20 protein-coding genes are annotated in these 23,018 nt (G+C 65.8%); 6 read left to right on the top strand and 14 right to left on the bottom strand.

Annotated elements, in window-relative coordinates; all coding sequences use genetic code 11:
• Nucleotides 1–5: 5 nt before the first annotated feature.
• The 5 genes from U5760_RS19125 to U5760_RS19105 form a co-directional block, all read right to left on the bottom strand.
• Entirely contained in the window at nt 6–395 is a 390-nt protein-coding gene (locus U5760_RS19125) for a DUF3005 domain-containing protein (RefSeq protein ID WP_322013851.1), read from the bottom strand.
• A 122-nt stretch (nt 396–517) separates the two neighbouring features.
• Nucleotides 518–1,081 (bottom strand): hypothetical protein, encoded by a 564-nt coding sequence (locus U5760_RS19120; RefSeq protein ID WP_322013850.1) that lies wholly within the window; start codon nt 1,079–1,081, stop codon nt 518–520.
• 206 nt (nt 1,082–1,287) lie between these two features.
• Nucleotides 1,288–4,596: an efflux RND transporter permease subunit gene (locus U5760_RS19115; protein ID WP_322013849.1), complete on the bottom strand. Its 3,309-nt coding sequence runs from the start codon at nt 4,594–4,596 to the stop codon at nt 1,288–1,290.
• Nucleotides 4,597–4,608: 12 nt separating this feature from the next.
• Nucleotides 4,609–5,817 carry an efflux RND transporter periplasmic adaptor subunit gene (locus U5760_RS19110; RefSeq protein ID WP_322013848.1) on the bottom strand — a complete coding sequence of 403 codons (1,209 nt, stop codon included), beginning with the start codon at nt 5,815–5,817 and terminating at the stop codon, nt 4,609–4,611.
• An 81-nt stretch (nt 5,818–5,898) separates the two neighbouring features.
• Entirely contained in the window at nt 5,899–7,461 is a 1,563-nt protein-coding gene (locus U5760_RS19105; RefSeq protein WP_322013847.1) for an efflux transporter outer membrane subunit, read from the bottom strand.
• 687 nt (nt 7,462–8,148) lie between these two features.
• On the opposite strand from U5760_RS19105, the gene U5760_RS19100 reads away from it, so the two are divergent.
• Nucleotides 8,149–8,982: a helix-turn-helix transcriptional regulator gene (locus U5760_RS19100; RefSeq protein ID WP_322013846.1), complete on the top strand. Its 834-nt coding sequence runs from the start codon at nt 8,149–8,151 to the stop codon at nt 8,980–8,982.
• A 70-nt stretch (nt 8,983–9,052) separates the two neighbouring features.
• On the opposite strand, the gene U5760_RS19095 is transcribed toward U5760_RS19100, so the two are convergent.
• Nucleotides 9,053–10,255, bottom strand: a complete 1,203-nt coding sequence (locus U5760_RS19095) for a phytanoyl-CoA dioxygenase family protein (RefSeq protein ID WP_322013845.1) — start codon at nt 10,253–10,255, stop codon at nt 9,053–9,055.
• Between the two features lie 97 nt (nt 10,256–10,352).
• Between U5760_RS19095 and U5760_RS19090 the strand changes: the two genes are divergently transcribed.
• Together U5760_RS19090 and U5760_RS19085 are read left to right on the top strand one after the other, a co-directional pair.
• Nucleotides 10,353–11,390, top strand: a complete 1,038-nt coding sequence (locus tag U5760_RS19090; protein ID WP_322013844.1) for a LacI family DNA-binding transcriptional regulator — start codon at nt 10,353–10,355, stop codon at nt 11,388–11,390.
• Nucleotides 11,391–11,650: 260 nt separating this feature from the next.
• Nucleotides 11,651–12,778 (top strand): TIGR03364 family FAD-dependent oxidoreductase, encoded by a 1,128-nt coding sequence (locus tag U5760_RS19085; protein ID WP_322013843.1) that lies wholly within the window; start codon nt 11,651–11,653, stop codon nt 12,776–12,778.
• An 821-nt stretch (nt 12,779–13,599) separates the two neighbouring features.
• Here the strand turns inward: U5760_RS19085 and U5760_RS19080 are convergent.
• Nucleotides 13,600–14,790, bottom strand: a complete 1,191-nt coding sequence (locus U5760_RS19080) for a porin (RefSeq protein WP_322013842.1) — start codon at nt 14,788–14,790, stop codon at nt 13,600–13,602.
• Between U5760_RS19080 and U5760_RS19075 the strand changes: the two genes are divergently transcribed.
• From U5760_RS19075 to U5760_RS19065, 3 genes are all read left to right on the top strand, one after another.
• Nucleotides 14,777–15,010, top strand: coding sequence for a hypothetical protein (locus U5760_RS19075; RefSeq protein WP_322013841.1), 234 nt, complete (start codon nt 14,777–14,779; stop codon nt 15,008–15,010). The two genes, U5760_RS19080 and U5760_RS19075, sit on opposite strands and share 14 nt — an antisense overlap.
• Before the next feature lie 578 nt (nt 15,011–15,588).
• On the top strand, nt 15,589–15,912 hold the full coding sequence (locus U5760_RS19070) for a hypothetical protein (RefSeq protein WP_322013840.1): 324 nt from the start codon (nt 15,589–15,591) through the stop codon (nt 15,910–15,912).
• A 95-nt stretch (nt 15,913–16,007) separates the two neighbouring features.
• A complete protein-coding gene (locus U5760_RS19065; RefSeq protein WP_322013839.1) occupies nt 16,008–16,607 on the top strand; it encodes an alpha-ketoglutarate-dependent dioxygenase AlkB family protein in 600 nt (199 codons plus the stop codon).
• 119 nt (nt 16,608–16,726) lie between these two features.
• On the opposite strand, the gene mdcH is transcribed toward U5760_RS19065, so the two are convergent.
• The 7 genes from mdcH to mdcA are packed head-to-tail and all read right to left on the bottom strand — an operon-like array spanning nt 16,727 to nt 23,011.
• The gene (gene mdcH / locus U5760_RS19060) at nt 16,727–17,665 is read right to left on the bottom strand and encodes a malonate decarboxylase subunit epsilon (protein WP_322013838.1); all 939 of its coding nucleotides are present in this window, start codon (nt 17,663–17,665) and stop codon (nt 16,727–16,729) included.
• Nucleotides 17,662–18,357, bottom strand: coding sequence for a malonate decarboxylase holo-ACP synthase (locus U5760_RS19055; protein WP_322013837.1), 696 nt, complete (start codon nt 18,355–18,357; stop codon nt 17,662–17,664). Before U5760_RS19055 ends, mdcH begins: the two co-directional genes overlap by 4 nt.
• The gene (mdcE, locus tag U5760_RS19050) at nt 18,357–19,184 is read right to left on the bottom strand and encodes a biotin-independent malonate decarboxylase subunit gamma (RefSeq protein WP_322013836.1); all 828 of its coding nucleotides are present in this window, start codon (nt 19,182–19,184) and stop codon (nt 18,357–18,359) included. The genes U5760_RS19055 and mdcE overlap by 1 nt, the downstream gene beginning before the upstream one ends.
• Nucleotides 19,181–20,062, bottom strand: coding sequence for a biotin-independent malonate decarboxylase subunit beta (locus U5760_RS19045; RefSeq protein WP_322013835.1), 882 nt, complete (start codon nt 20,060–20,062; stop codon nt 19,181–19,183). Before U5760_RS19045 ends, mdcE begins: the two co-directional genes overlap by 4 nt.
• Nucleotides 20,059–20,373, bottom strand: coding sequence for a malonate decarboxylase subunit delta (locus U5760_RS19040; RefSeq protein WP_322013834.1), 315 nt, complete (start codon nt 20,371–20,373; stop codon nt 20,059–20,061). The genes U5760_RS19045 and U5760_RS19040 overlap by 4 nt, the downstream gene beginning before the upstream one ends.
• The gene (locus tag U5760_RS19035; protein ID WP_322013833.1) at nt 20,361–21,332 is read right to left on the bottom strand and encodes a triphosphoribosyl-dephospho-CoA synthase; all 972 of its coding nucleotides are present in this window, start codon (nt 21,330–21,332) and stop codon (nt 20,361–20,363) included. Before U5760_RS19035 ends, U5760_RS19040 begins: the two co-directional genes overlap by 13 nt.
• A 5-nt stretch (nt 21,333–21,337) precedes the next feature.
• Nucleotides 21,338–23,011: a malonate decarboxylase subunit alpha gene (gene mdcA / locus U5760_RS19030; RefSeq protein WP_322013832.1), complete on the bottom strand. Its 1,674-nt coding sequence runs from the start codon at nt 23,009–23,011 to the stop codon at nt 21,338–21,340.
• Between the last annotated feature and the right edge of the window lie 7 nt (nt 23,012–23,018).

Here is a 23,018-nt window from a genome sequence, read left to right as displayed (position 1 = left end):
CGGGATCACTCGTCGCCGCGCTCGATGCTGAATACGAGTTCCGTGCGCCGCTCGCCGTTATAGCCCGGCACGCTCACGTAACCCCGCATCTGCACGTGAAAACCGCGCCGCGTGCCGATGGCGGGCAGCGCGCCGACCACGCGGCTATCGAACCCGCCTAAACCCACGGACGGCACCGGCACATGATTCTCCGGCGTGGCGTTGGACTTGACGACGTTGTCCTGCAGCGGGGAGGCATCGCGCCCCGCCTCGCGGGTCTTGCCGTCGGCGTCGACGCTCGTGCCGCTCGCTACGGTGCCGGCCATTTCGACGGTCATGATGCGGCGGCTCGCGCGGGCCAGCGGGTCCGGGCCGGCGCTCGGGCCCATCACCATCGCGGGCTTGCGGGTGGCCATTTCGGCTCGCTGGGCTTGTGCTGAATTGCGGGGTGGACGGGGCACGTTGGTCTCCTGGTCGAGTCTCCTGTTCGCTTACCCTCTCTGTGCGCATCGCGCGTGCCGGCCACGCAGAAGTCCGTTCAGGCGGCCGGTCGCACCATGCGCGTGGGGTCGAAGTCGGCCCAGTGGCCGTCCTGCCAGAGCCCCGAGGCTTCTTCGATATCCTGACCGTTTGCGTTACGCAGAACCTCAATCGCGCGCGGCTGGAGTCCCGGATTCACATGCACGGCGAGCAGCACGCCGGACTCGCGTTCATGTGGCCCCGCCGACAGCCCCGGTGCTTCGTGCCGGCCACCTCCGCGCGTGAGCAGCATGGCGCCGATGAGCGAGCCCACGTAGGCTCCCACGGCGGTCGCCACGATGAGCACCAGCAGCGAGTGAAAGAGCAGCAGCGTGAGCAAGCCGGCCACGAGCATCCCGACCACGGCGCCGATCGCACCGCCTCCCGTGGCCCCGAGGCCGGCAGGCCGGGCGTGCCGGTCGGCGTACTCGTCGCCGCCTATCGGGAAGCGCGCGTGCTGACCGCCGGGATTCACGTAGAACTCGGCGACGTCTTCATCGACGAAGCCGCTCGTCAGAAGCCGGACTCTGGCGGAATCGGCTGCGGCGAACGTGGTGAACCGTGCTGCGATGATCTGGGACATGGTTTTCTCCCTCGGGCAATCGCCCGTTTACGAGGGGAGCGCAAGCGCTGTTCCATGGTCGCGCAGCCATCCGGTCGGGAACGGATGATGCGGGTCGGCAGAGCAGGGCAGGCCTGGTTCAACCATCGGCCACAAAGAAAAACGGCAGCAACGCGTGGTTCGCGTGCTGCCGTTCGGGACCGTCGTTCGGGACCGTGTTACCCGCGTTATTCGCTGGGCTTCGGCGCCGGGGTGGGGCCGGCGGCCGGTTCGTCGTCCTCGTCGTCGTCGCCCGCGTGGTGGATCTTGCGCGAGACTTCGTCGAGCTTGTCGCCCAGCGCGCGGCGCACCGTGACGTAGAACACGGGAATCAGCAGGAGGCCGAAGAACGTGGCGAACACCATGCCGCCGATCACGCCCGTGCCGATCTCGTGCCGCGACGAGGCGCCGGCGCCGGTCGAGAGCACCAGCGGCAGCACACCCAGGATGAACGCCATCGAGGTCATCAGGATCGGGCGCAGCCGCAGTTTCGCCGCCTGCACCGTAGCCTCGAACAGCGTCAGGCCGTTCGCCTGGCCGTCCACCGCGAATTCCACAATCAGAATCGCGTTCTTCGCCGCCAGCCCGATCACCGTGACCATGCCGATCTTGAAGTAGATGTCGTTAGGCACACCGCTCAGGCGGCAGAACGTCACCATGCCGAGGAGGCCCAGCGGCACCACCAGCAGCACCGCCACCGGGATCGACCAGCTCTCGTAGAGCGCGGCGAGACAGAGGAACACCACCACCACCGAGAGAATCATCAGCAGGGTTGCCGCATTCCCCGCGAGGATTTCCTGGTAGGACTGACCCGTCCAGTCCGCGGCGAAGCCCGGAGGCAGCGACTTGTTGATGATGTTCGTGATCACCTGCATTGCCTGGCCGGTGGAGTAGCCCGGCGCCGAGTTGCCGACGATCTCGATGGCCGAATAGCCGTTATAGCGCGGCAGCGCCTGCGGGCCGACATTCCAGTTCGCCTTCACCACACTCGAGAGCGGCACCATGTTGTACGGGCTGATCGCGGTGTTGCTGACCGAAGGATTGGTCGGTGTCTCGTAGCCGCTGGAGTTGACCGTCGAGGTCGTGGTCGTCGTCGTGCTGCTCGAGGTGGTCGTGCCCGAGGTGCTGCTGCTGACGTTGGACGGCGTGTAGATGTGCTGGAGCGCGTCGAGTCCCATGCGGTAGGGCGCGTCGGCTTGCAGATACACGCGCTTCACACGGCCGCCGTAGGTGAACTGGTCGATATAGTACGGCGCGAGCTGCATCTGCAGCGAGTTATAGACGTCGGTGAGCGAGAGCCCCATCGACGCCGCCTGCACGCGATCGACCGTCACCTGCAATTGCGGCGCCGCAGGCAGCGAGTTCGGGCGGATGCCGTAAAGCTCGGGGCTCTTGCCCGCTTCGGCCAGCAGCTTCATCTCGGCTTGCCCCAGCTCGGCGCGCGACTGTCCGGCGCGGGCCTGCAGGAACATGTCCACGCCGCCGAACTGGCTCAGCCCGCGGATGGTCGGCAGGTTCACCACGAAGATCTGCGCGTCGTTGATGCTGTGCAGGATCTGGTTGGCCTGCGGGATCAACTGCATGGCCGACTTCGAGCGCTTGCCCCAGTCGGCCAGCTTGATGAAGACCATGCCGACGTTTTCGCTGTTCCCCACGAAGCTGAAGCCCTTGACGTCGAAGACCCCCACGATGTCCTTGCCGATCGGGCTGTGCGAGAGCTTGTCGCCGATCTCCGCCATCACCTTGCCGTTGCTTTCCAGCGTCGAGCCGGACGGCAGGTTGACGAGCGCGAGCATGAAGCCCTGGTCTTCGTCGGGGACGAACGAGGTCGGCATGCGCGCGTAGAGGAAGCCGGCCAGCGCCGCAACGAGCACGAACAGCATCATCCAGCGCGGCGCATGGTGCACCGCGCGGCCCACCTGACCGAAGTACGTGTTGCTCAGGCGGTTGAAGCCCTTGTTGAACCAGCGGAATATGAAGTGCGAATCGCCGTGGTGGTCGGGCTTGAGGATGGTCGCGCACAGCGAGGGCGTAAACGACATCGCGAGGAACGCCGAGAAGCCCATCGAAATCGCGATGGTCATGGCGAACTGCGCGTAGATGATGCCGGTGGCGCCAGGCTGGAACGCGGAGGGGACGAACACCGCGGCCAGTACCACCGTAATGGCGATGATGGCGCCCGTGATCTGGCTCATCGCCTTGCGCGTGGCTTTCTTCGGACTGAGCTTCTCCTCGCTCATGATGCGCTCGACGTTCTCGATCACCACGATCGCGTCGTCCACCACGATGCCGATGGCGAGCACCATGCCGAACAGCGTCAACTGGTTGAGCGAGAAGTTCAGGGCCTTCAGGCCGATGAACGTGCCGAGCAGCGCCACCGGAATGACGAGCGTCGGGATGATCGTCGCGCGGATGTTCTGCAGGAAGATCAGCATCACGAAGAACACGAGGACGATGGCCTCGACGAGCGTGCGCACCACGTCCGTGATCGACGCCGTGATGAACGGTGTCGTGTCGTAAGGCACGTTCCACGTGACGCCCGAGGGCAGGTCTTTCGCGAGTACCGCCATTTCGGCTTTCACCGCATTGGCCACGGCGAGCGCGTTGGAGCCCGGCAGCAGGTACACGCCCATGCCGCCCGCGGCCTTGCCGTTATAGGCCGCCGAAGAGCCGTAGCTCTGCGCCCCGAAAGTGATGCGGGCAACATCGCTCAGATGCACGACGGTACCGTCGTTGGTCGTCACGAGGATGATGTTCTTGAACTGCTCGATCGACGAGAACAACGTGTCGCCCGACACCGTGGCCGTGAACACCTGCCCCTTCACCGCCGGGTCCGCGCCCAGGGCGCCGGTGGCGAACTGCGCATTCTGCGCGTTCACGGCGTTGAGCACCTGAGTGGTGGAAAGGCCGTAGCCCTGCAGCTTGTCCGGATCGAGCCAGATGCGGATGGCGTATTCCGAGCCGAGCATGAAGGTGTTGCCCACCCCGTTGACCCGCGCGATCACCGGCTGGATTTGCGAGGCGACCAGGTCGGAGAGGCGGTCCGCGTCGATGGCAGGGTTATCCGACTGCAGGCCGATGAACATCAGGATGTCCGGGCTCGCCTTGGCCACCACCACGCCCTGCTGCGTCACTTCGGCGGGCAGGAGCGGCTGCGCGAGCTGGACCTTGTTCTGCACCTGCACTTCGGCAATGTCGGGGTCCGTGCCCGTGGCGAAGCTCAGCGTGATGGTGGCCGTGCCGTTGCTGTTCGAGGTCGAGCTGAAGTACAGCAGGTTGTCGATGCCGGTGAGCTGCTGCTCGATCACCTGCGTGACCGTCGATTCCATCGTGGCGGCGTTGGCGCCCGGATAGGTCGCGGTCACCGTCACCTGCGGCGGGGCGATATCCGGGTACGAGTCGATCCCCATGCGCGATAGCGAAATCACGCCGATCAGGCAGATCAGAATAGGGATCACCCAGGCAAAAACCGGGCGGTCGATAAAGAAACGTGGCATGAGGCGGACTCCTTACGACTTGTCGGCAACGGTCTGGGCGCCCGATGCCGGGGCGGTGGCCGCCTGGGCTCCGCTCGCGCCTTGCTGCCACGGACTTGCCTTCACCGACACGCCCTCGTGCACGCTCTGCAGTCCGGTCACGATCACCTGGTCGCCCTCGGCCAGCCCGCCCGTGACGATCCAGTTGTTTTGATAGCTCTCGCTCGTGGTGACGTCCTTGCGCGCGACCTTGCCGCTCGCGTCCACCACCATCGCGAAGGCGCCCACGGTATCGCGCTGGATGGCCTGCTGCGGAATCAGGAAGGCGTTGTTGCGCTGGCCTAGATTGACCATCAGCGACACATACATGCCGGGCAGCAGCTGATGCTGCGCATTGGGAATCAGCGCGCGCAGATTGACCGCGCCGGTGGCGGCGTTCACGGTGACATCGGAGAAGTCGAGCGTGCCCGTTTGATCGTATGCGGTGCCGTTGGGCAGCATGACCTGCACGCTGGTGGCGTTTTGCGGCGCGAGCGCGACGTTGCCCTGGCTTTGCGCCTGCCTCAGCGTAACGAGGTCGGCCGCGCTGATCGTGAAGTTCACGTAGAGCGGATCGATCTGCTGCACGGTCGTGAGGAGCGTGCCGCCCGAGCCGGTATCGGCCGTGCTGGAGCCCACCACGGCACCCACCGTCACCTGTTGCTGGCCGGCGATGCCGGCAATGGGCGACGTCACCTTGGTATAGCCCAGGTTCAGGCGCGCACCGTCCACCGCGGCCTGGTCCGCCTTGACCTTGGCAGCGGCGCTGCGTTCGGCTGCGTCGGCGTTGTCCACGGTCTGTTGCGAGACCGAGCCCACCGGCAGCAGCTTGCGATTGCGCTCGGCGGTGATGTGGTCGTTGACGTAGGTGGCCTGGTCTTCGGCCAGCGTCGCGAGATCGTTATCGAGCACCGACTGATAGAAGGCCGGATCGATCTCGAAGAGCAGTTGCCCCGCCTTCACGGTGCCGCCTTCCGTGTAGACGCGCTTCACCAGCACGCCGGAAACGCGCGCCGTCACGTTGGCGCTGTAGTAGGCCGAGAGCCGGCCCACCAGATCGCGCCGAAGCGGCACGTTCTGGGGCTCGGCCTTGACGACGCTCACTTGAGGCGGCGGAGGCGCCGGGGGCTCGCTCTTGCTACAGGCCGCGAGGGTAACGAAACCAATGGACAGCAGCGACGCGCGCACAGGCAGTAACGTCATAGGACACCATGCTTGCATGATCGAGGAAAGGGAAAAGGCCCGCACAGGACGGGCGTAGGTAGTCTGTTGTTCGCGCACGCTTCACCGCACCGGAGAGGCCGACGCGGCCGAAGCGGCTGCCGGCGGCTGCCCGGCCGACGCTAGCGCATCGACTGCGTGCTCTTTGTTGTCGTCCCACTGCCAGCCGCCGCCGAGATTCTTGATCAGCGTGACGCTGCTTTCGGTCAGGAGCGCATGCGTATCGGAGAGGTTCTGCTGGGCCGTGAGCAGCGTGAGCTGCTGGTTCAGCAGATCCTGCTCGCTGGCGGTGCCGATGGTGTACTGCGCGTGCTCGCTGTCGAATAGCTGCCGGTTGCGCTGGTAGATATTCGCGTAGGCGTCCGCTTGCTGCTGGAGGTGATTCCACGACGAGAGACTGTCCTCCACGCTCTGGAACGCGCTCAGCACGGTCTGCCGGTAGCTCGCGACGTTTTCGTCGTAGGTGGCCCGCGCTTCGTGCACCGCGGCCGTGCGCGCGCCGCCGTCGAAGATCGTGGCCGCGAGATCCGGGCCGAGCGTCCAGAAGCGGTTGGGCACCGAGAACAGGTTGGCGAGCATGTTGTGCTGGAAGCCGCCCTCGGCCGAGAGCGTCAGCGTGGGGAAGAACGCCGCTTCGGCCACGCCGATCTTCGCGTTGGCCGAGGCCGCCGTGCGCTCGGCGCTCACCACGTCGTAGCGGCGCTCGAGCAGTTGCGAGGGCAGCGCGAGCGGCACGGCCGGCGTGGCGAACGCGTAGTGGGGATCGGCTTCGATCGAGAACCCGCCGGGCGGCACGCCGATCAGCACCGCTATCGCATGTTCGTCCTGCTCGCGCGTGATCTGCGTGGTCTGCAGTTCCGCGATCACGAGTTCGAGATTGTCCTGCGCGTTCAGCACGTCGTCGGCCGACGAGTTGCCTTGCTTATAGCTTTCGCGCGTCATGTCGAGGATGCGCCCGAAGAGCTGCTGCTGCTGCTTGAGGAGGTCGATGTCCACGTCGGCCTGGCGCAGCTCGAAGTAATCGACGGCGACGCTCGCGGCAATGGAGAGGCGCTCGCCGGCGAGCTGGGCGTCGCTGGCCTGCGCGCTCGCCTTGCTCGATTCGATCTCGCGCCGTATTTGCCCCCACAGGTCGATTTCCCAGCTGGCCGCCGCGTTCACGCCCACCGAATTGTTGACGCCCGGCACGGCGGTGCTGGTTGAGCTCGTTGCCGCGGCCGCCGCGCCGTTGCCATAACCCGAGCGCGCGCCCGAGGCGCCTGCGGTGATGGTCGGGAAGAGGCTGGCCGTGTTGGCTTCGACGGTGGCCGTCGCGAGCCGGTAGGCCGCTTCGGCCTGGGCAATCGACTGGTTGGCCTTGAGCGACTGGTCGATCAGGTCAGTCAGCTTGTCGTCGTGATAGTCGAGCCACCAGGTGCTGGACAGCGAAGCCTGCGGATTGGCTTCGGCCCGTTGCCAGTCCACACCTTCCTTGAAGGTGGCCGGAATCTGCACGACGGGCTTCTGGTAGTCCGGCCCGACTGCGCAGCCTGCCGCGATGAGCGCCGCCGCGACCATGCCGCCGTATCGCAGGGCGCGCAGACTTGTGCGCTCCGGGGATGACCTTACGCTACCGGATGTCTTCATTCACTAACCTGTTATAGAGGTGCGGGCTTCGAACGGGGCAGCCTGGGCGACGCCGGGTGGTGTGTCGCCAGGGGCTGCCACGATCCTGTCGCGGCAGGCCCCGATCGAAGGGGCCGTATCCTGCTTTCCCGCCTGCGTGTCATGTCAGGAAAGCAGGACAACGAACTGTTCAGGGTTTTTTGCACAAACGGCATCGGAACCGGGATTTTGTACGTGCATTCCGACAATTGCGCGGACCAGTCTGCCGGGATTTCCCACTTGGCAGGATAGATGCGCGCGCATCGACGATGCAGGACGCTTACCTTACTTGTCCTTACGATCCGGCCTCGCGCACCGTGCGAAGTTTGCAGTCAGTTCCGGTCCGATGGGAGCACATCCTAGCGCTTTTCATATTTGTGCGCAGAATGCGGGACGGTTTTCCGGTTCGCCCCTGGCTTCGCGGACGAAAAAGGCCCGAGGCCTCGACATTCGTGCTGGCAAAGCGAGAGACGCGAACCCCATCGCGAAGCCCGGTTGCCGGCCCGCGAGCGTGTCCGCTGCCGACGCAAGCCAACAGTTTCCTTTCAAAAAATGGGCCGGTCATGACGATGAATTGCTCGCATCTAAGGGTTGCTACGGAGTCGAAGTATCGCGGCGCCATGCGTGCGGGTAAAGTAGTGAGGTTATGGTAGTAAGAGCACTAACAGGATGAGCGACCATCTGGCTTCTGGAAACCTGCTTGGCACCTATCTGCGCGAGCGCCGCGCGCAGCTCGATCCGGCCACCCTGGGCTTTTCTTCCGAGCGCCGCCGCACGAGCGGCCTGCGTCGCGAGGAAGTGGCGCAGCTGGCCAACATCAGTCCGACCTGGTACACCTGCCTCGAGCAGGGGCGCGGCGGAGCGCCTTCGGCCGATGCGCTCGACCGGCTTGCGCGCGCGCTGATGCTGAGCGACGTGGAGCGTGAGCATCTCTTCCTGCTGGGGCTCGGCCGGCCGCCCGAGGTGCGCTACCGCCAGCACGACGATGTCGAGCCGCGGCATCAGCGCGTGCTCGATGCGCTGGATCCCAGTCCGGCCATCATCAGGACGGCGACCTGGGACGTGGTGGGCTGGAACCGGGCTTCGAAGGCGTTGCTGCTGGACTTCGGGGCGGTGCCGCGCGCGCCGCACAATGTGCTGCGCTTTCTCTTTCTCGACCCGCGCGCCCGCGTCATGCACTACGACTGGGAAAAGGCGGCCCGCTTCGTGCTGGGCGCATTCAGGATGGACGCCGCCCGCGCCGGAGCGGCCGAAGTCGTGGAGCCGCTCGTCGAAGAGCTGTGCCGCGAGAGCCCGGAGTTCGAGGCGATGTGGCGGGACAACGTCGTGCAGGGCCCGCGCGGCGAGCCCATCAAGCATCTGCGTCATCCGGTGCTGGGGCCTCTCACGCTCGAAAATTCGGTCTTCTCGGTCGATGGCCGAACCGATCTTCACCTCGTGATCTTCAATCCGGTGACGCCCGACGATGCCAGCAAGATTCAGTCGTTCATGGAGCGTCAGTAAGGTTGCTTTAGCGTTGCTTTAGCACTGCCGGGCGAAATGAAAGCGTAAGATTTTGCGCGGTCTATGCAGTCTATGCAGTCCTGCGCCGCCAGTCGTAATCCTGCAAGGCGTCGTGCAGTGTGGCGTCTGCCCAGTCTTCATCGATCGCCTGACGCAGGATAGTCTGCTGGCTTCGCGGCGCGAGGCCGCCCAACGGCGGGTCGCGGTCGAGATTGGTGGGGAAGGGATAGCCTTCGGCGCATGAGGCGACGACCGCATCGATTTCGCCGATCGTCATCCGGCCCGCGGCGTGGCTTGCCTTCAACACGGGAAACACCGCCTCGCACATCCGCCGCCGGTCTAACGTTTCCATCGCGCGTCCGAACGCGGACGACACCTGCAAAAGATTGGCCATGCGCTGGATGCCCGTAGCCGCGTCCGTGCGATTGGCGCCGGCGGCATGAAACAGCGCAGGATTGAAAAACAGCGCGTCGCCCTTCGCGAGCGGCAATTGCACGAAATTCGCTTCGAAGTACTCACGAAACTCCGGCCGGCGCCATGCGAGATAGCCTTCGGCGTAGCGCTGCGAGTACGGCAGGAGCTTCGTCGGGCCGCTTTCCACCGGCATGTCGCCATGTGCGACCGCGCCTTGAAGCGTGAGAAACGCCGACATGCGATGCACGTGGGCCGGATAGCGTTCGGCTTCCTCCACGGTCTGGAAGCCCAGGTGATAGTCGCGGTGCGCGAGTTGCGCGGCGCCACCCGGTCGCACGACGTTGACCTGCGAAGTCATCTGGTAGCCGGGGCCGAGCCATGCCTGCGCTGCTGCGGCAAGCATGGGATTGGCGAAATAACGCGCGAAGACTTCGGGTGCCTGCACGCAGAGCTTTTCCTGTGCGTTCCAGATGCGGTCGTTGGCGCCGGCTTTCGCGAAGTGGTCGCCTGCGCCGGCCCCATCGGCACGTTCGCTCTGAATGATGGATTCGAATACGGCGGTCGCTTCGTCGATGGGCGTCACGTCCGTGAACGCCTGTTTGAGCACCAGCACGCCCGCGCCGCCGCGCAGCACGTTGACCCATTCGCCCTGGAGGGCCATGCGCTGACGCCCATCGGTCAGCGTGTGCGCCAGTTTTCGGCAGTCGTATACGGGGATGCTTTCGCATAGGTCGTTCGCAAAGACCAATGGCGCATCGTCGCGGCGCTCGACCTGTTCCGAAAACGCCGCAAGCGAACAGTCGCGTTCGGTGTACCAGACGTTGCGTTCTTGTCCCCACTGTCCGTCGTTGCAATCCATCGCGTCTCCTTGCGTTGCTGGATCTAGCATAGCGGCCGCAATCGGGAACGGGCTATCATAAAACCATCAAAAACACATCAAGGTCGAGGTGACGAACGTGGCTCGCCGGTTTCTCGTGAAGGAGATCGCACTCCAGGCCGGCGTGGGGCTCGCCACGGTCGATCGCGTGCTCAACGGGCGCGCGCATGTGCGCGAGCACACGCGCAAGCGGGTCGAACAAGCCATCCGGGAACTCGAAAAACAGGAACTGCAACTGGCGACGGCGGGGCGCAAGCTCATCGTCGACGTGGTGGTGGAAGCGCCGTCGAGGTTCGCAGACGAAGTGCGCGACGCGCTCGAAGCGGAATTGCCGGGCCTGCATCCCGCCGTGTTCCGGCCGCGCTTTCTGATGCGCGAGACGATGACGACCGAAGAGGTCGTCGAGACGCTGCATGCGATAGGCCGGCGCGGCAGCCACGGCGTTTTCCTGAAGGCGCGCGACGTGCCCGGGATCGCCGATACGATCGGCGAGCTGCAACGACGCGGTATTCCGGTGGTGACGATCTTTACGGATATCCCGTTGTCCGGCCGCATCGCCTATGCAGGTCTGGACAATCGCGTGGCCGGCGCCACGGCGGCGTGGCTCGTGGGGCAATGGCTGGGCAAGCAGCGCGGCAGTGTGCTCATCACGATGAGCGACGAGCGTTTTCGCGGCGAGGAGGAGCGCGAGATCAGCTTTCGCCGTGCGCTACGCCTGCGCTTTCCCCGGCTGGCTTTGATCGATGCGAGTGGCGGGCACGGACTCGACGCGGCCACCGAGGCGCGGGTTCGCAGTGCCCTGTCGAAGCATGACGATATCGCCGCCGTCTATTCGATGGGCGGCGGCAATCCCGCGATCTTGCGGGCGCTTGGCGCGAAGCGCCGCCCGGTGTGTTTCATCGGCCACGATCTGGACCGGGACAACGTGCGCCTGCTGCGCGAAGGCCGGATTCAGGCGGTGCTGCATCACGACTTGCGGCAGGATATGCGCTCGGCCTGCCAGCGCGTGATGGGCTTTCACAAGCTGCTGCCGGCGGCGGCCGTGTCGCCGTCTTCGTCGGTGGTCGTTGTGACGCCGGAGAACATTCCGGAGCATATTGCCAGCCGCTTTCGTTGACGGGTGACTGAGGCCCTATCGTGACGGCATCCGCTGTGCGGGTCTTAACATTCCCGATTTATGGTTCGGAATGCTTATTTAAAAAATCATGATCTGGGCGTCTTGCGGACCGGGTATAGTGCGGGCTGGAGAATCACGTCAAACCCGTATTCCATGCTTACTCTGACTTACAGCGGCGCTCTGCCGTGCAGCACCGCAACCGTTCCCGTCTCCACTCGCCGCCACTCACTGCCCGCCACGCCGGCTTCCGGGAGGCGTGCATGAGCGAGCGTTTCGATATCGCGGTAGTCGGGGGCGGCATCGTAGGCCTTGCCGTCGCGCTGGCGGCGGCACGCAAGGGCAAGCGCGTCGTCGTGCTGGATCGCAGCGCGCGGGCGACCGGTGCCTCGATCCGCAATTTCGGCTTCGTCACGGTGACGGGCCAGGAGGCCGGCGACCACTGGGCTCGCGCGATGCGCAGCCGCGAAGTCTGGAAAGAAGTCGCGGAGGAAGCCGGCATTGCGGTCCAGCATCGCGGCGTGGTGATTCCCGCGCGCCGTCGCGAGGCCGCCGACGTGCTGCACGCCTTTCTCTCGACCGACATGGCCGAGGGCTGCAAGCTGATCTCGCGCGACGAGGCCGCTGCCATCGTCCCCGCGTTGCGGCTCGACAAGGTCACGGAGATCCTCTATAGCCCGCATGAATTGCGCGTGGAATCGGCCGAAGCGCTGCCGAAGATCGCCGCATGGCTGGCGCAACGGCACGGCGTGGTGTTTCACTGGAACACGGCAGTGCTCGCGGTGGACGGCCATCGCGTAGAAACGAGCCGCGGCCCGATTCACGCGGATGCCGTGGTCGTCTGCCCCGGCGACGATCTTTCCACGCTTTTCCCGGAGCGCATTGCGCCCTACGGCTTGCGCATCTGCACGCTGCAGATGCTGCGGCTGGCCGTGCGAAACGCCCGGCCGGCATTCGGCGCCGCCGTGATGTCCGACCAGAGCATCGCGCGCTACGAGGGCTTTGCGGCGCTGCCGCAAGCTCGGGCGCTGATCGACAAGCTCGATGCGGAGGAAAGCGAATATCGCGCTGCGGGCATACACCTGATCGCGGTGCAGTCCGCAGACGGATCGCTCGTGGTGGGCGACAGCCACGTGTATGGCGATGCCCAGGCGCCGTTCGCGCAGGCGCGTTTCGACGAGCTGATTCTCGACGAGTTCGACCGCGTGTTCGATCTGCCCGCTCGCGAGGTGGTCAATCGCTGGATCGGTTGTTATGTGTCGTCGAGCGAGCGTCGGGTGCTCGTCGACCGGCCGGCGAATCACGTTCGCATCGTCATGGTGACGGGCGGCACGGGGGCATCGACGGGCTTTGCGCTCGGCGAGCAGGTGATTGCGGACCTGGGACTCTAGGGCCTCGGGCCCACGCGCGCCGGTTCCGCTGCTGCAATCGGCACCACGGAGCGATCGCGAGACACCTTGCATGCACTCGCTGCCGTGAAGCAAGCGGACAAAGCGAAGTCGTCTTGAGTCGCTGTCGTCTCCGAACGACACCACCCTCGTTGACAAACGATGTGAATACAACGAAACTCGCAACCATGTTGACCCAAAACTTCGGCTCTATTGTCAAGCAACGTCCTATGGGCGCCCGCGCGGGTGTGCCATCGGAGGCCTGTTTGCGTTAGATCTTGCGGAAGTTGGGATCAACGGGCCTCGCCGGACATGCGGACGAGGCTTTTTTGTTTTGGGGGCCTCTCCGTTACCGGCATCACTAACGGAGATAAAAATGGAAAAGAATCAGCCCTTGTTAGAGCGCAGCCATGCACGGCATGCGTCGATCTACCCAAGCCGTCGTACCGCTGCGGCGCGCCACGAAGCCCACGCTTCGCACGCTGCTGCGCCTTTGCCGCTCACGCGGATCTTTCATCCTTACGAGTACTGGGCACACGCACCGCACGACGAAAGCGGAGCGGACGTCCCTGTTCCCACGCGTACGGAGCCCGATCCGCCGAGGAGCGGCTGGCCGGCCGCGCCGCCACTCGCTTTCGCGGGATGGTTGCACCGCTGGGCGGTGCGCGGGGCGCTGTCGTTTCGGCGTGCCCTGGCGTGACGATCTGAGCGCTCCATGCGCTCTATAAAGCAAGTGCGCCGGCACACCCCGCGAAGGGTGTGCCGGCGCATGCGTGCTGCTTTCGCGTTCCGCAAGGGAACGCGAGCGGAACGCCCGAACGCGTTTAGAAGCGTTGCGTCATGCCGACGATCGCGGCCACGGCGTGGTTGGTGGACGAGAAGGTCGAGCCGCTGAAGTTGGCCACGGCTGCCTTGCCCGTCGAGTCCGTACCGGAAGCGGCTTCATAGAAGCCGTCCGCGTAGAGGTACGTGCGCTTGGACAGGGCATACGTCACGCCCAGGTTGACCTGGTTGTAGTGCGCGCTGTCGAAGCTGCCGGCGCCGCTGTTGTGCGTGTAGATGTACGCGGCCGCGACCATGAACGCGGGCGTCACCTGGTACTTCACGTTCAGTTCGCCGGAGTTGAACGTGGCCGTGCCGCCGTTGTACTTCGTGCCGAAGCTGCCGCCTGCGTTGACTTCACCGAGGTTCTGGAACTGCGTGTTCGAGTACAGGGCGGCGAGCGTCACCGGGCCCAGCGCGTACGAGCCGCCGGCCGTCACGATCTGCTGCGAACCTGCCGAAGCGTAGCCGCCGAAGATGCGGCTCGGCATGTTGTTGTTCGTGCCGGTGGCCGACGTGGACGAGTTGCCCTGGTCGCCGAAGGTCGCATAGTACGGATCCTTCGTGAACATGTAGCTCGCACCCAGCTTGACGGGGCCGGCCGAGTAGTTCAGGCCCACGTCCTTGACCGAGTTCTGGGCGAAGTTGCCCGCCACGCCGCCGAGGCTGTACAGCACGCCGAGCGTCGCGCCGCTGATGTTCGGGCTCGTGTACTTGATCGAGTTCTGGATGCGGTTCGACGTATCGACGTTGTCCACGTCGGCGGCACGCGTGCCGAAGCCGAGGCCCGAGGCGGCCCAGTCGGCGCCCGATGCGAACGTGCTCGTGGCGTCGTTGCTGGCCGAGTACTGGCGGCCGGCCGTGACCGTGCCCCAGCTCGAGTTGCCGATACCGACGAACGCCTTGCGGCCGAACAGCAGGCCGCCTTGCGACAGGCCGCCGGTGCCGACCGTGAAGCCGTTTTCGAGGTCGAAGATAGCCTTCGTGCCGCCGCCCAGATCTTCCGAGCCGAGCAGACCCCAACGCGAGGAGGTCGCGGTGGAGAGGCTCCACGACGCGCTGCCCTTCACGTTGTTGTTGTACAGGATACCGGCATCGACGAGGCCGTAGAGCGTAACGCTGCTCTGTGCGTGTGCTGCGCCGGCGATCGTGCCGAGCACGAGGGCCGCTGCGGTTGTCTTGTTGATCTTCATCTGTTTGATTTATTGCTCTGGTTATGGAGGGGTGAGTGACGCTGCATTTCCGAAAAGCCCGGCAAAGCGCGCGGCGACCATTCTTGCCCGCTTCCGCAACACCGTACGTCCCCGCTGCGGTCCTGGGCGCGAACGCCATCCGGCCCGGCGTCATCACCGCCCGAACGCGGCGGTGGAAGATGCCGAAAACGATTTCAGGCCGCGCGAATTCTATGCGTGACGAATGTCACTTGTGTGACTCCAGAATTCTCTAGTTGGGTTTCCGAAACATCGTCGATCGAGCCGCTGGAGCGGCTGGAACGTCTGCTCAAATCCAGTGCGCGGGCAATAAGCGACGCGGCGAAGTGCATCGAATTGGTGCGAAGTGTCTTCTGAATTTCTTCTTTGAAATATTATTGAAAGCAATCCAGGCGAGGAGGATGGGCGGTGCTCGAATCGTCCGGTTTCGGGAATTTGTATTGGATTCCTGATTAATTGATGAGGGTTTTATCCGTTCAGCGGTGGAGCGGATGTATTTCATAAAATGCAACTAACGGCCTGTCCCGGTACGTACCACCGGGCAGAGAGGCATCGCATCGCCACAGCGACCAGTGCAGCGCTTGCGGTGCAGTATCTTCGGGTCTCCACGACCAGGGCAAGTCCCCGGATTTACAGCGTCATGTGGCTCGTCGCACTCTGTTTTTGCGGTGCACGACGGGCTAATTAAACGTCCATTGAACATGACCACTCGATGGACTATGCTCGAATCGAGGCCCGCGTCGTATGCAGCGGTATTGGGTGCTCAGGGGGAGACAGGTCATGAAAACCATCAAGCCCGCCGGCCAGGAACATCATGGTCGCCATGTCGGTTACGAAGGCAGTCACGTCATGCTGCCGCTCGTCGTGCTGTCGGTCATGGCGCTGGCCCTTTACCTGTTCGTCAGACACGTCGACATTTCCGATCTCGGGCGCAGCGCACTGTTCTACGTCGTGATGGTGTTCGTCACGCTGGGCATTGCGGGACTCTTCGGCGTCGTAGGCGGCTGGCTGCGTTCGCGCACCACCGAGGCCGCGCCCGAAGGCTTTTGCTTTGTCGGTGCGCTCATTGGCGCCGTTGTCTTCTACATCGCGCTGTTCGCCTGAACGCAGTAGGGGGCAGGTGACCCGCGCGTGCTGCGAGAGACGCGCCGTGCGAAACTGCCCGTTCCTGTGTTATTTCGCATGCGCCGATTTTTCCCATGTTCGATCTCTTCGACGACACGCCACAACCCGACGTCGAATGGCATCCCGCCTGGCTCGCGCCGGAGCGGGCCGCGGCGCTGTTCGAGCGCATCGTTGCCGAAACGCCCTGGCGCCAGGAGCGTATCCGCACTCCGGGCGGCTGGGTGGACCAACCCCGCCTGACGGCGTGGCTCGGCGAGCCGGATGCCGTGTATATCTATTCGGGGATCCGCAATGTGCCGCAGCCGTGGACGCCCGCGGTGGAGGAGCTGCGCGACGCCGTTTCGGCGCTCTGCGGCGTGCGCTTCAATAGCGTGCTGCTCAACCGCTACCGCGGCGGCGCCGACAGCATGGGCTGGCATTCGGACCACGAGCCGGAACTGGGCAGCGAGCCCGTCATTGCATCGGTGAGTCTGGGCGCGACACGCCGCTTCGATCTGCGGCACAACGCAACGGGTGTGACGCGCTCGTTCCAGCTGGCGGGCGGCAGCCTCCTGGTGATGCGCGGGCAGACGCAGGCGCAGTGGCGTCACCGCGTGCCGAAAGAGCCGGCGATCGGCGGCGAACGTCTGAACCTCACGTTTCGGGTGGTGATGCCGGACTTGCGGAGAAGGTAGAAATTAGCTGAAGATGTCCGGTTTTTGCGCGATATTGGGTTGCGTTGCCTTGTGCTAAGCCGCTGCCCGATGAGAATTCGAAAAGAATTTTATGCGCATAAACGTCATATACGCGTAACTCATCTATCTTCGCCTAGTCGCCGGCGCATGATAGGGAGCAGCCGGTCGAATGGCAGGGTCGATGCGCCCAGCGCCGTCACGTCGGGGAACTGCTCGCGGGCAATGTCGGTGAGCACCTGCCCAGGCGGCGCCTCCACCAGCACCGTTGCACCCGACTCCACCATCACCGTGAGCGCGTCGAACCAGCGCACCGTGTAACGCATGTTGGTAGCGAGATCCGCGCGAATCGCCTCGCCGGTGGGGAGTGGCCGGCCGCCCCGGTTGTCGATATAGACGCCTTGTGGTGCGCGGAAAGCGATGTCGCGCGACCATGTGGTGAGCTGCTCCGCGGCGTCGGCCAATAGTTCGCAATGCGAAGGAACGGAAACGGCGAGTCGCTGTGCCTTCCGTGCGCCCGCTGCGAGCGCGCGGATAGCGAAAGCCTCGAGCGCCGTATCGGCGCCTGCCACGACGATCTGGCGCGGAGCGTTCACGTTGCCCACATACACGGGTTCGCCGCCTTCTCTTGACTGGGCTTGCGCAAGCGTTTCGATCTGCGTTTCGCTCAGACCGGAGAGGGCGGTCAGGCCGTATCCGCTGGGCCACGCGGCTTCCATCAGTTCGGCGCGTTTGCGGACCATGTGCAGGGCGGCGCCGAACGTCACGGCGCCGCAACTCACCGCAGCGGGATACGCGCCCACAGAAAGGCCCGCGCTGAACTGCGGCACGAGCCCCTCGTGTGCAAGTGCGCGGGAGAAGGCCACGCCGGCCACCGTGAGGCCGATCTGCACCGCTACCGTGGAGCGCAGCGCCTCGGCGTTGTCGAGCGACAGCACGTCGAGGCCGAGCGCCGCGGAGGCTTCGTCCAGCGTGCGCTGCACTGCCTCGTGCTGCGGTAGCCGGTGCAGAAAGCCCGGGCTTTGCGCGCCCTGGCCGGGAAACATCAGGGCGAGCGTCATGAGGGCTGCCACGGATCGGCAAGGAACCGTGGGCCGTCGTTCGCGCGCACGAGTACACGCGGCTTTTCCGCGGCGAGTTCCGCGAGCGCCACGCCGCCCGCGGGCGTTTCCACCTGCGCGTCCACGCGCGTGTTGGCCCGTGTTGCGGCATGCGCGAGCGTATTGGCGAGGGCGTGGATCAGCGCCGGCTCGCACCGCTCGGGCAGCCGGATCAGCAGATCGAGATCGCTCGTGGCCGAGAGCGTGGGCAAACCCGTGGCGAGTTCGAAGCCCGTGCTGCCGGTCGGGCCCCAGGTGACGTCGCGCAGCGCGGAGGGCATGTCGCGCAGCAGCGCGAGCGCGACGAATGGGGGCAATGTACTGCGTCCGGCTTGCGGTTGCCGGTGTATCAACTCTTCAGGTGAACAGAATGATTCGATATCCTGATGATGGAGCCACGTCCCGAATCGCTGATCGCGTTCCGCGCCTCGCACGCCCACGGCGACGAAGCCGTCTGCCCCACGGGCGCGCCTCACGACGGCCCACGGCGCACGCGCGAACGCGGCACGCACCCATTCCGGTTCCTCGTGCGTGCGCGGCAGGCGCAGCACGCGCAGCAGATCGTGCGCGCGCCAGCGCGCGCTTTCGGCGCGCGAGGTGTCGGCAGGATCGATAGCCTCGGCGGAAAAGGGCGGCGTGGCGCAGACGCGCATCAGCGGGCGTCCCACTGTTGCGCGAGGCGCTTGCGTACCTCGATCGAGGCCGCACGCGTGCGCTTCGCGGCGTCGCCTGCCAGGCGATGCGAGAGATTGCGCGAGTGATCGGCGCGTGCCTCGCGCACCATGCGCGCAAGCACGTCGCGCACGCGGGCAGTCTGCTCCGCGCCCGGCGCATCGGCGTCCACGCCTTCGATCAGTTCGTCGAGCAGCCCGAGCTTGCCGAAAGAGGCCAGCGAATACGACATCGGCACGATCGTTTCGCCTAGCGCGTCGAGTTCTTCCACGCTGCGGCGGGTGACGCGCGCGGCGGCCTCCTTGCCCATGGCGTGGACCATCGTACCCGTGGCGTCCAGCGCGACGATGCGGTTGGCCTGATAGCCGTGCGCGAGAAACGCCCCCGACATCGCCGGACCCACGATCAGCGCGACCACGGGATGGCCTGCAAGCCGCGCGGCCGCGTAGGCATCGACGGCGGCGGCGCACGCCAGATGGATGCCGAGCATTTCCTCGCGATAGCCATAGGCCTGGCTCTTCACATCGACGACAGCGACGATGGGCCGGCGCGTGGTGCCATTGGCATCGGCGGCAATCGTTTCGCGCACCGTTTGCGCGAGGCGCCAGCCCTGTTCGAGGCCCACCACGTTATCGCGGGCACGCACGAAGCGGTTCTCGGGGTCGGGCACGACAGCGATGAAGCGTGCCGTTTCGCCGTCGAGCGGCGCGTCGGCATAGCGGATCGGGCCGCCATTGGCCTGTTCGGTGCCGTTGCCGGCAAGGGCGCGAAGCCAGGTTGCCCCGCGGCTGGAAGTCATCTCGTTCATGCCGTTTCTCCGCGGAAAGCGAGGGGCTTCGCGCGAAATATCTCGCGCATCGTTTCGGGCGTGACCGTGGCGGGGTCGATCTCCGCGAGCTTTGCGAGGTACCCGCTTACGTCTTCGCTGCGGTGGACCGCCGGCACGCCGCTCGCAAACGCCGCTCGCACGGCAGTGCGCACATCGTCCACGGCGTCTTCCACGAGCGCATCGGCGAAGCCGGTCTTCGTGCGCTGCTCGCCGCCGATCAACTGCCACACGCGGCGGCGATCGCTGGCGTCGAGTTCGTCGATACCCGCTTCCTGCTCGATCACTTCGGGACCGTTCATGCCGAGCCGGCCCTGCTTCGTCATCACGAGATACGAGCACAGCGCTGCGGCGAGCGACATGCCGCCGAAGCATCCCACCATGCCTGCGATCACGCCGACCACCGGCACATGCCGACGCAGCGCGACGATCGCGGCCTGGATCTCGGAGATGACGGCGAGACCGAGATTTGCTTCCTGCAGCCGCACGCCGCCGGTTTCGAACAGCACGACGGGGCGAACGATCTTGCCGCGCTCGCAGTCGGCCAAGGCAAGTTCGAGCGCCGCGGCGATCTTGCTGCCGGACACCTCGCCGATACTGCCGCCCTGGAACGCCGATTCGATCGCGGCAACCACGGCGGGCTCGCCGTCGATGGTGCCGCGCGCGATTACCGCGCCGTCGTCGGCCTGGCAAACGATGCCCTGCAACGGCAGCCACGGCGATTCGATGCGGTCGAACGGGCCGAGCAGTTCGCGGAACGATCCGGCGTCGAGAAGAGAGCGCGCGCGTTCGCGTGCGGTGAGTTCGATGAAGCTGTCGCGCAGCAGCGCACCGGGAATGGCTTGCGGTACGGCGTTCATGATTGGGCTCCGTGTGCTGCGTCGTCGGCTGCCTCGACGGCTTCCGCGAGGCGCAGCGCCACCACGCCGGGCGTCGCGCCGAAGTCGTTGATCTCGATCTCGGCGGCGCCGTCGTAGCGCGTGAAGAAACGATCGAGCACGCTCTTCCAGATATGGCCGTAGCCATCCACGCTCGTATGCACGGTCACGCGCGCCTGCATGGCGGCGGCGGGCTGCAGCAGCACTTCGAGGTCGCCCGAGCCCACCACGCCCACGTGCGCGCGCGTCGTCACGGCGCGCTGCGCCGGGTAGTCGAATGTCAGTTGTTCCATGAGGTTCCTCCGCCAATGCGGTGCTGAACGAGTCGGTCGATGAAGAGCGTGGCGGCAAGCAGATCGGCCGTGCCGCCAGGCGAGGCATTGAGGGCGAGCAGCGAGCGTTCGAGCGCATCGAACGCGGCGCGGCCTGCGGGCGTGGCGATGCCGCCCGCCTCGCGCACGCGCTGCGCGCCCGCCTGGGCCGCTTCGCGGCCGGCGAGACCCGCGCGATGCAGCACGCAGGTGTCGTCGAGCGAGGCCATGATGGCGAGCAGCGCATCCACGCGTGCGGCGCCTTCCTCGTGTCCGCTCGCGCGTGCAGCGTGCAGCGCGGGCAGGCCCGCGCGCAGCACATGCGGGAAGCCTTCCTGTGCCTCGCGGCGCGCGCCGCCCACGTTGTACTGCTGGCGCACGCGCTCGCCGTTGCTGAGCGTGGGGCGCGCGAGCAGATCGTCGAAGCGCGCGATCTGCGCGCCGGTTTCGCAGATGTGTTCGGCGTGAGCCCAGCCGCGGGCTTCGTCCGCGAACGGCGTATGCGCGATCGCCGCGCCGGCCACGAGCAGGCCGACGATCCAGATCGCGCCGCGATGCGCATTGCTGCCGCTCGTCGCGCGCATCATCGCGGCTTCGCCCGCACGGCCGATGCGCGCCAGGTCGGTGCGCAGCGCGACGCCCGGCATGGCGCCGCGCGAGGCGCAGGCGAGCGCGTGGAAGGTGGGTTCGAGCGCATGCGCCGAACGCAGCATGGTCTCGAGATCGAGGTCGCTGTGCGCGCCGCTGCCGCGGGTGTCGACGAGTCCGGGTTTCGGCGTGAGCCGGGCCTCGTCGATCAGCGCGTCGCGCGCGAAGCGGGCGAGCTGCCCGTCCGGACAGGTCGGGCGGCCATCGGTTGCGGTCGCATCGAATTGCGCCTGAGCGCGCGCAAACGGCGTGGCCGCACCGGTGGCCAGCGTGTCGAAGATGAGCGCGGGCATCGTGCTTACCAGCTGCGAAAGCGCGCAGGCGGGGTGTAGAGACCGCCCGACCACGTCACGAGATCGTCGATGCTGCGTGCCGCAAGCAGCGAGCGTTTGGCATCGCCGCGGCGAATGCCGAGATCCTCGGGAAACTGCACGATGCCGCGGCGGCGCAGTTCTTCGGTTTTCTGCTGCTGCGCGCGCAGGCCGATCGGCGTCACGCCGGCCACGGCGGCGAGCGCCGCGCGCCGCTCGTCGACGCCTTCCGCGCGATGCAGATGCGCGATGCCTTCTTCGGTCACGACGTGGCTCACGTCGTCGCCATAGATCATCACGGGCGCGACCGGCATGCCGCTCTTCTCGCCCACGGCGATGGCGTCGAGTTCGTCGACGAAGGTCGGCTCACCGCCTTTCTTCCAGGTCTCGGCTAGTTGCACGACGAGTTTGTGGCCGCGCGAGACTGGCCCTGTGTCCTTGAGCAGTTTGAGCCAGGCTTCGCTCGCGTGCCGGCGGCCGCGCGGGTCGTGACCCATGTTCGGCGCGCCGCCGAAGCCGGCGAGGCGCCCGCGCGTGACCGTGGAGGAATTCGCGTCGGCGTCGATCTGCAGCGTCGAGCCGATGAAGAGATCGACTGCGTATTGCCCCGCGAGCTGGCACAGCACGCGGTTCGAGCGCAGGCTGCCGTCGCTGCCGGTGAAGAACACGTCGGGGCGCGCGGCGATGTAGTTTTCCATGCCCACTTCGCTGCCGAAGCAATGCACGCTCTCTACCCAGCCCGACTCGATGGCGGGGATCAGCGTGGGATGCGGATTGAGCGTCCAGTTGCGGCAGATTTTTCCCTTGAATCCGAGCGATTCGCCGTAAGTGGGCAGCAGCAGTTCGATCGCCGCCGTGTCGAAGCCGATGCCGTGATTGAGCGCCGCGATGCCGTACGGCGCGTAGATGCCCTTGATGACCATCATCGCGGTGAGCACCTGCAGGTCGCCGATATGGCGCGGATCGCGCGTGAAGAGCGGCTCGACCGCGAAGGGCCGGTCGGCTTCCACCACGACGTCGACCCACGAGCCGGGGATATCGACGCGCGGCAGCTCGTCGACGATTTCGTTCACCTGCACGATCACGATGCCCTGACTGAACGCGGCGGCTTCGGCGATGGTGGGAGTGTCTTCGGTGTTCGGACCCGTGTAGAGGTTACCGTGGCGGTCGGCCTTCTCGGCGCACAGCAGCGCGACCTGGGGAATCAGGTCGACGAACATGCGTGCATAAAGTTCGACGTACGTATGAATTGCACCCACTTCGAGCTGACCATCTTCGAGCAGTTGCGCGACGCGCAGGCTTTGCGGACCCGCGAATGCGAAATCGACGCGGTGCGCGATGCCGCGCTCGAAGAGCGCGAGGTGATCGGGCCGGCTGATGCTCGAAATCAGCAGATGGATGTTGTTGAGCTTGCCGGGGTCGGCCTTGGCGAGCGAGCGCGAGAGAAAGTCGGCCTGCTTCTGGTTGTCGCCTTCGAGGGCCACGCGGTCGCCGGGACGGATCAGCAGTTCGAGGGCTTCGGTCATGCGCTCTTTGGGCAGCACGCCGTCTTCGAGCCAGCCGGCAACGGCGGCGAGGCGGCGCGCTTTCTCGTCGCGGCGCGTGGTCCACGAGCGCGGGGCGCCGGCGGGGGATTCGGTGGTGGGGGCGACAGGCTTCATCGGCGGA

It is taken from the genome of Paraburkholderia sp. J12, from assembly GCF_905220215.1.
GTDB lineage: Bacteria > Pseudomonadota > Gammaproteobacteria > Burkholderiales > Burkholderiaceae > Paraburkholderia.
The sequence above is the reverse complement of the archived record's forward strand: the minus strand, read 5'-3'. Positions and strand labels throughout refer to the sequence as shown.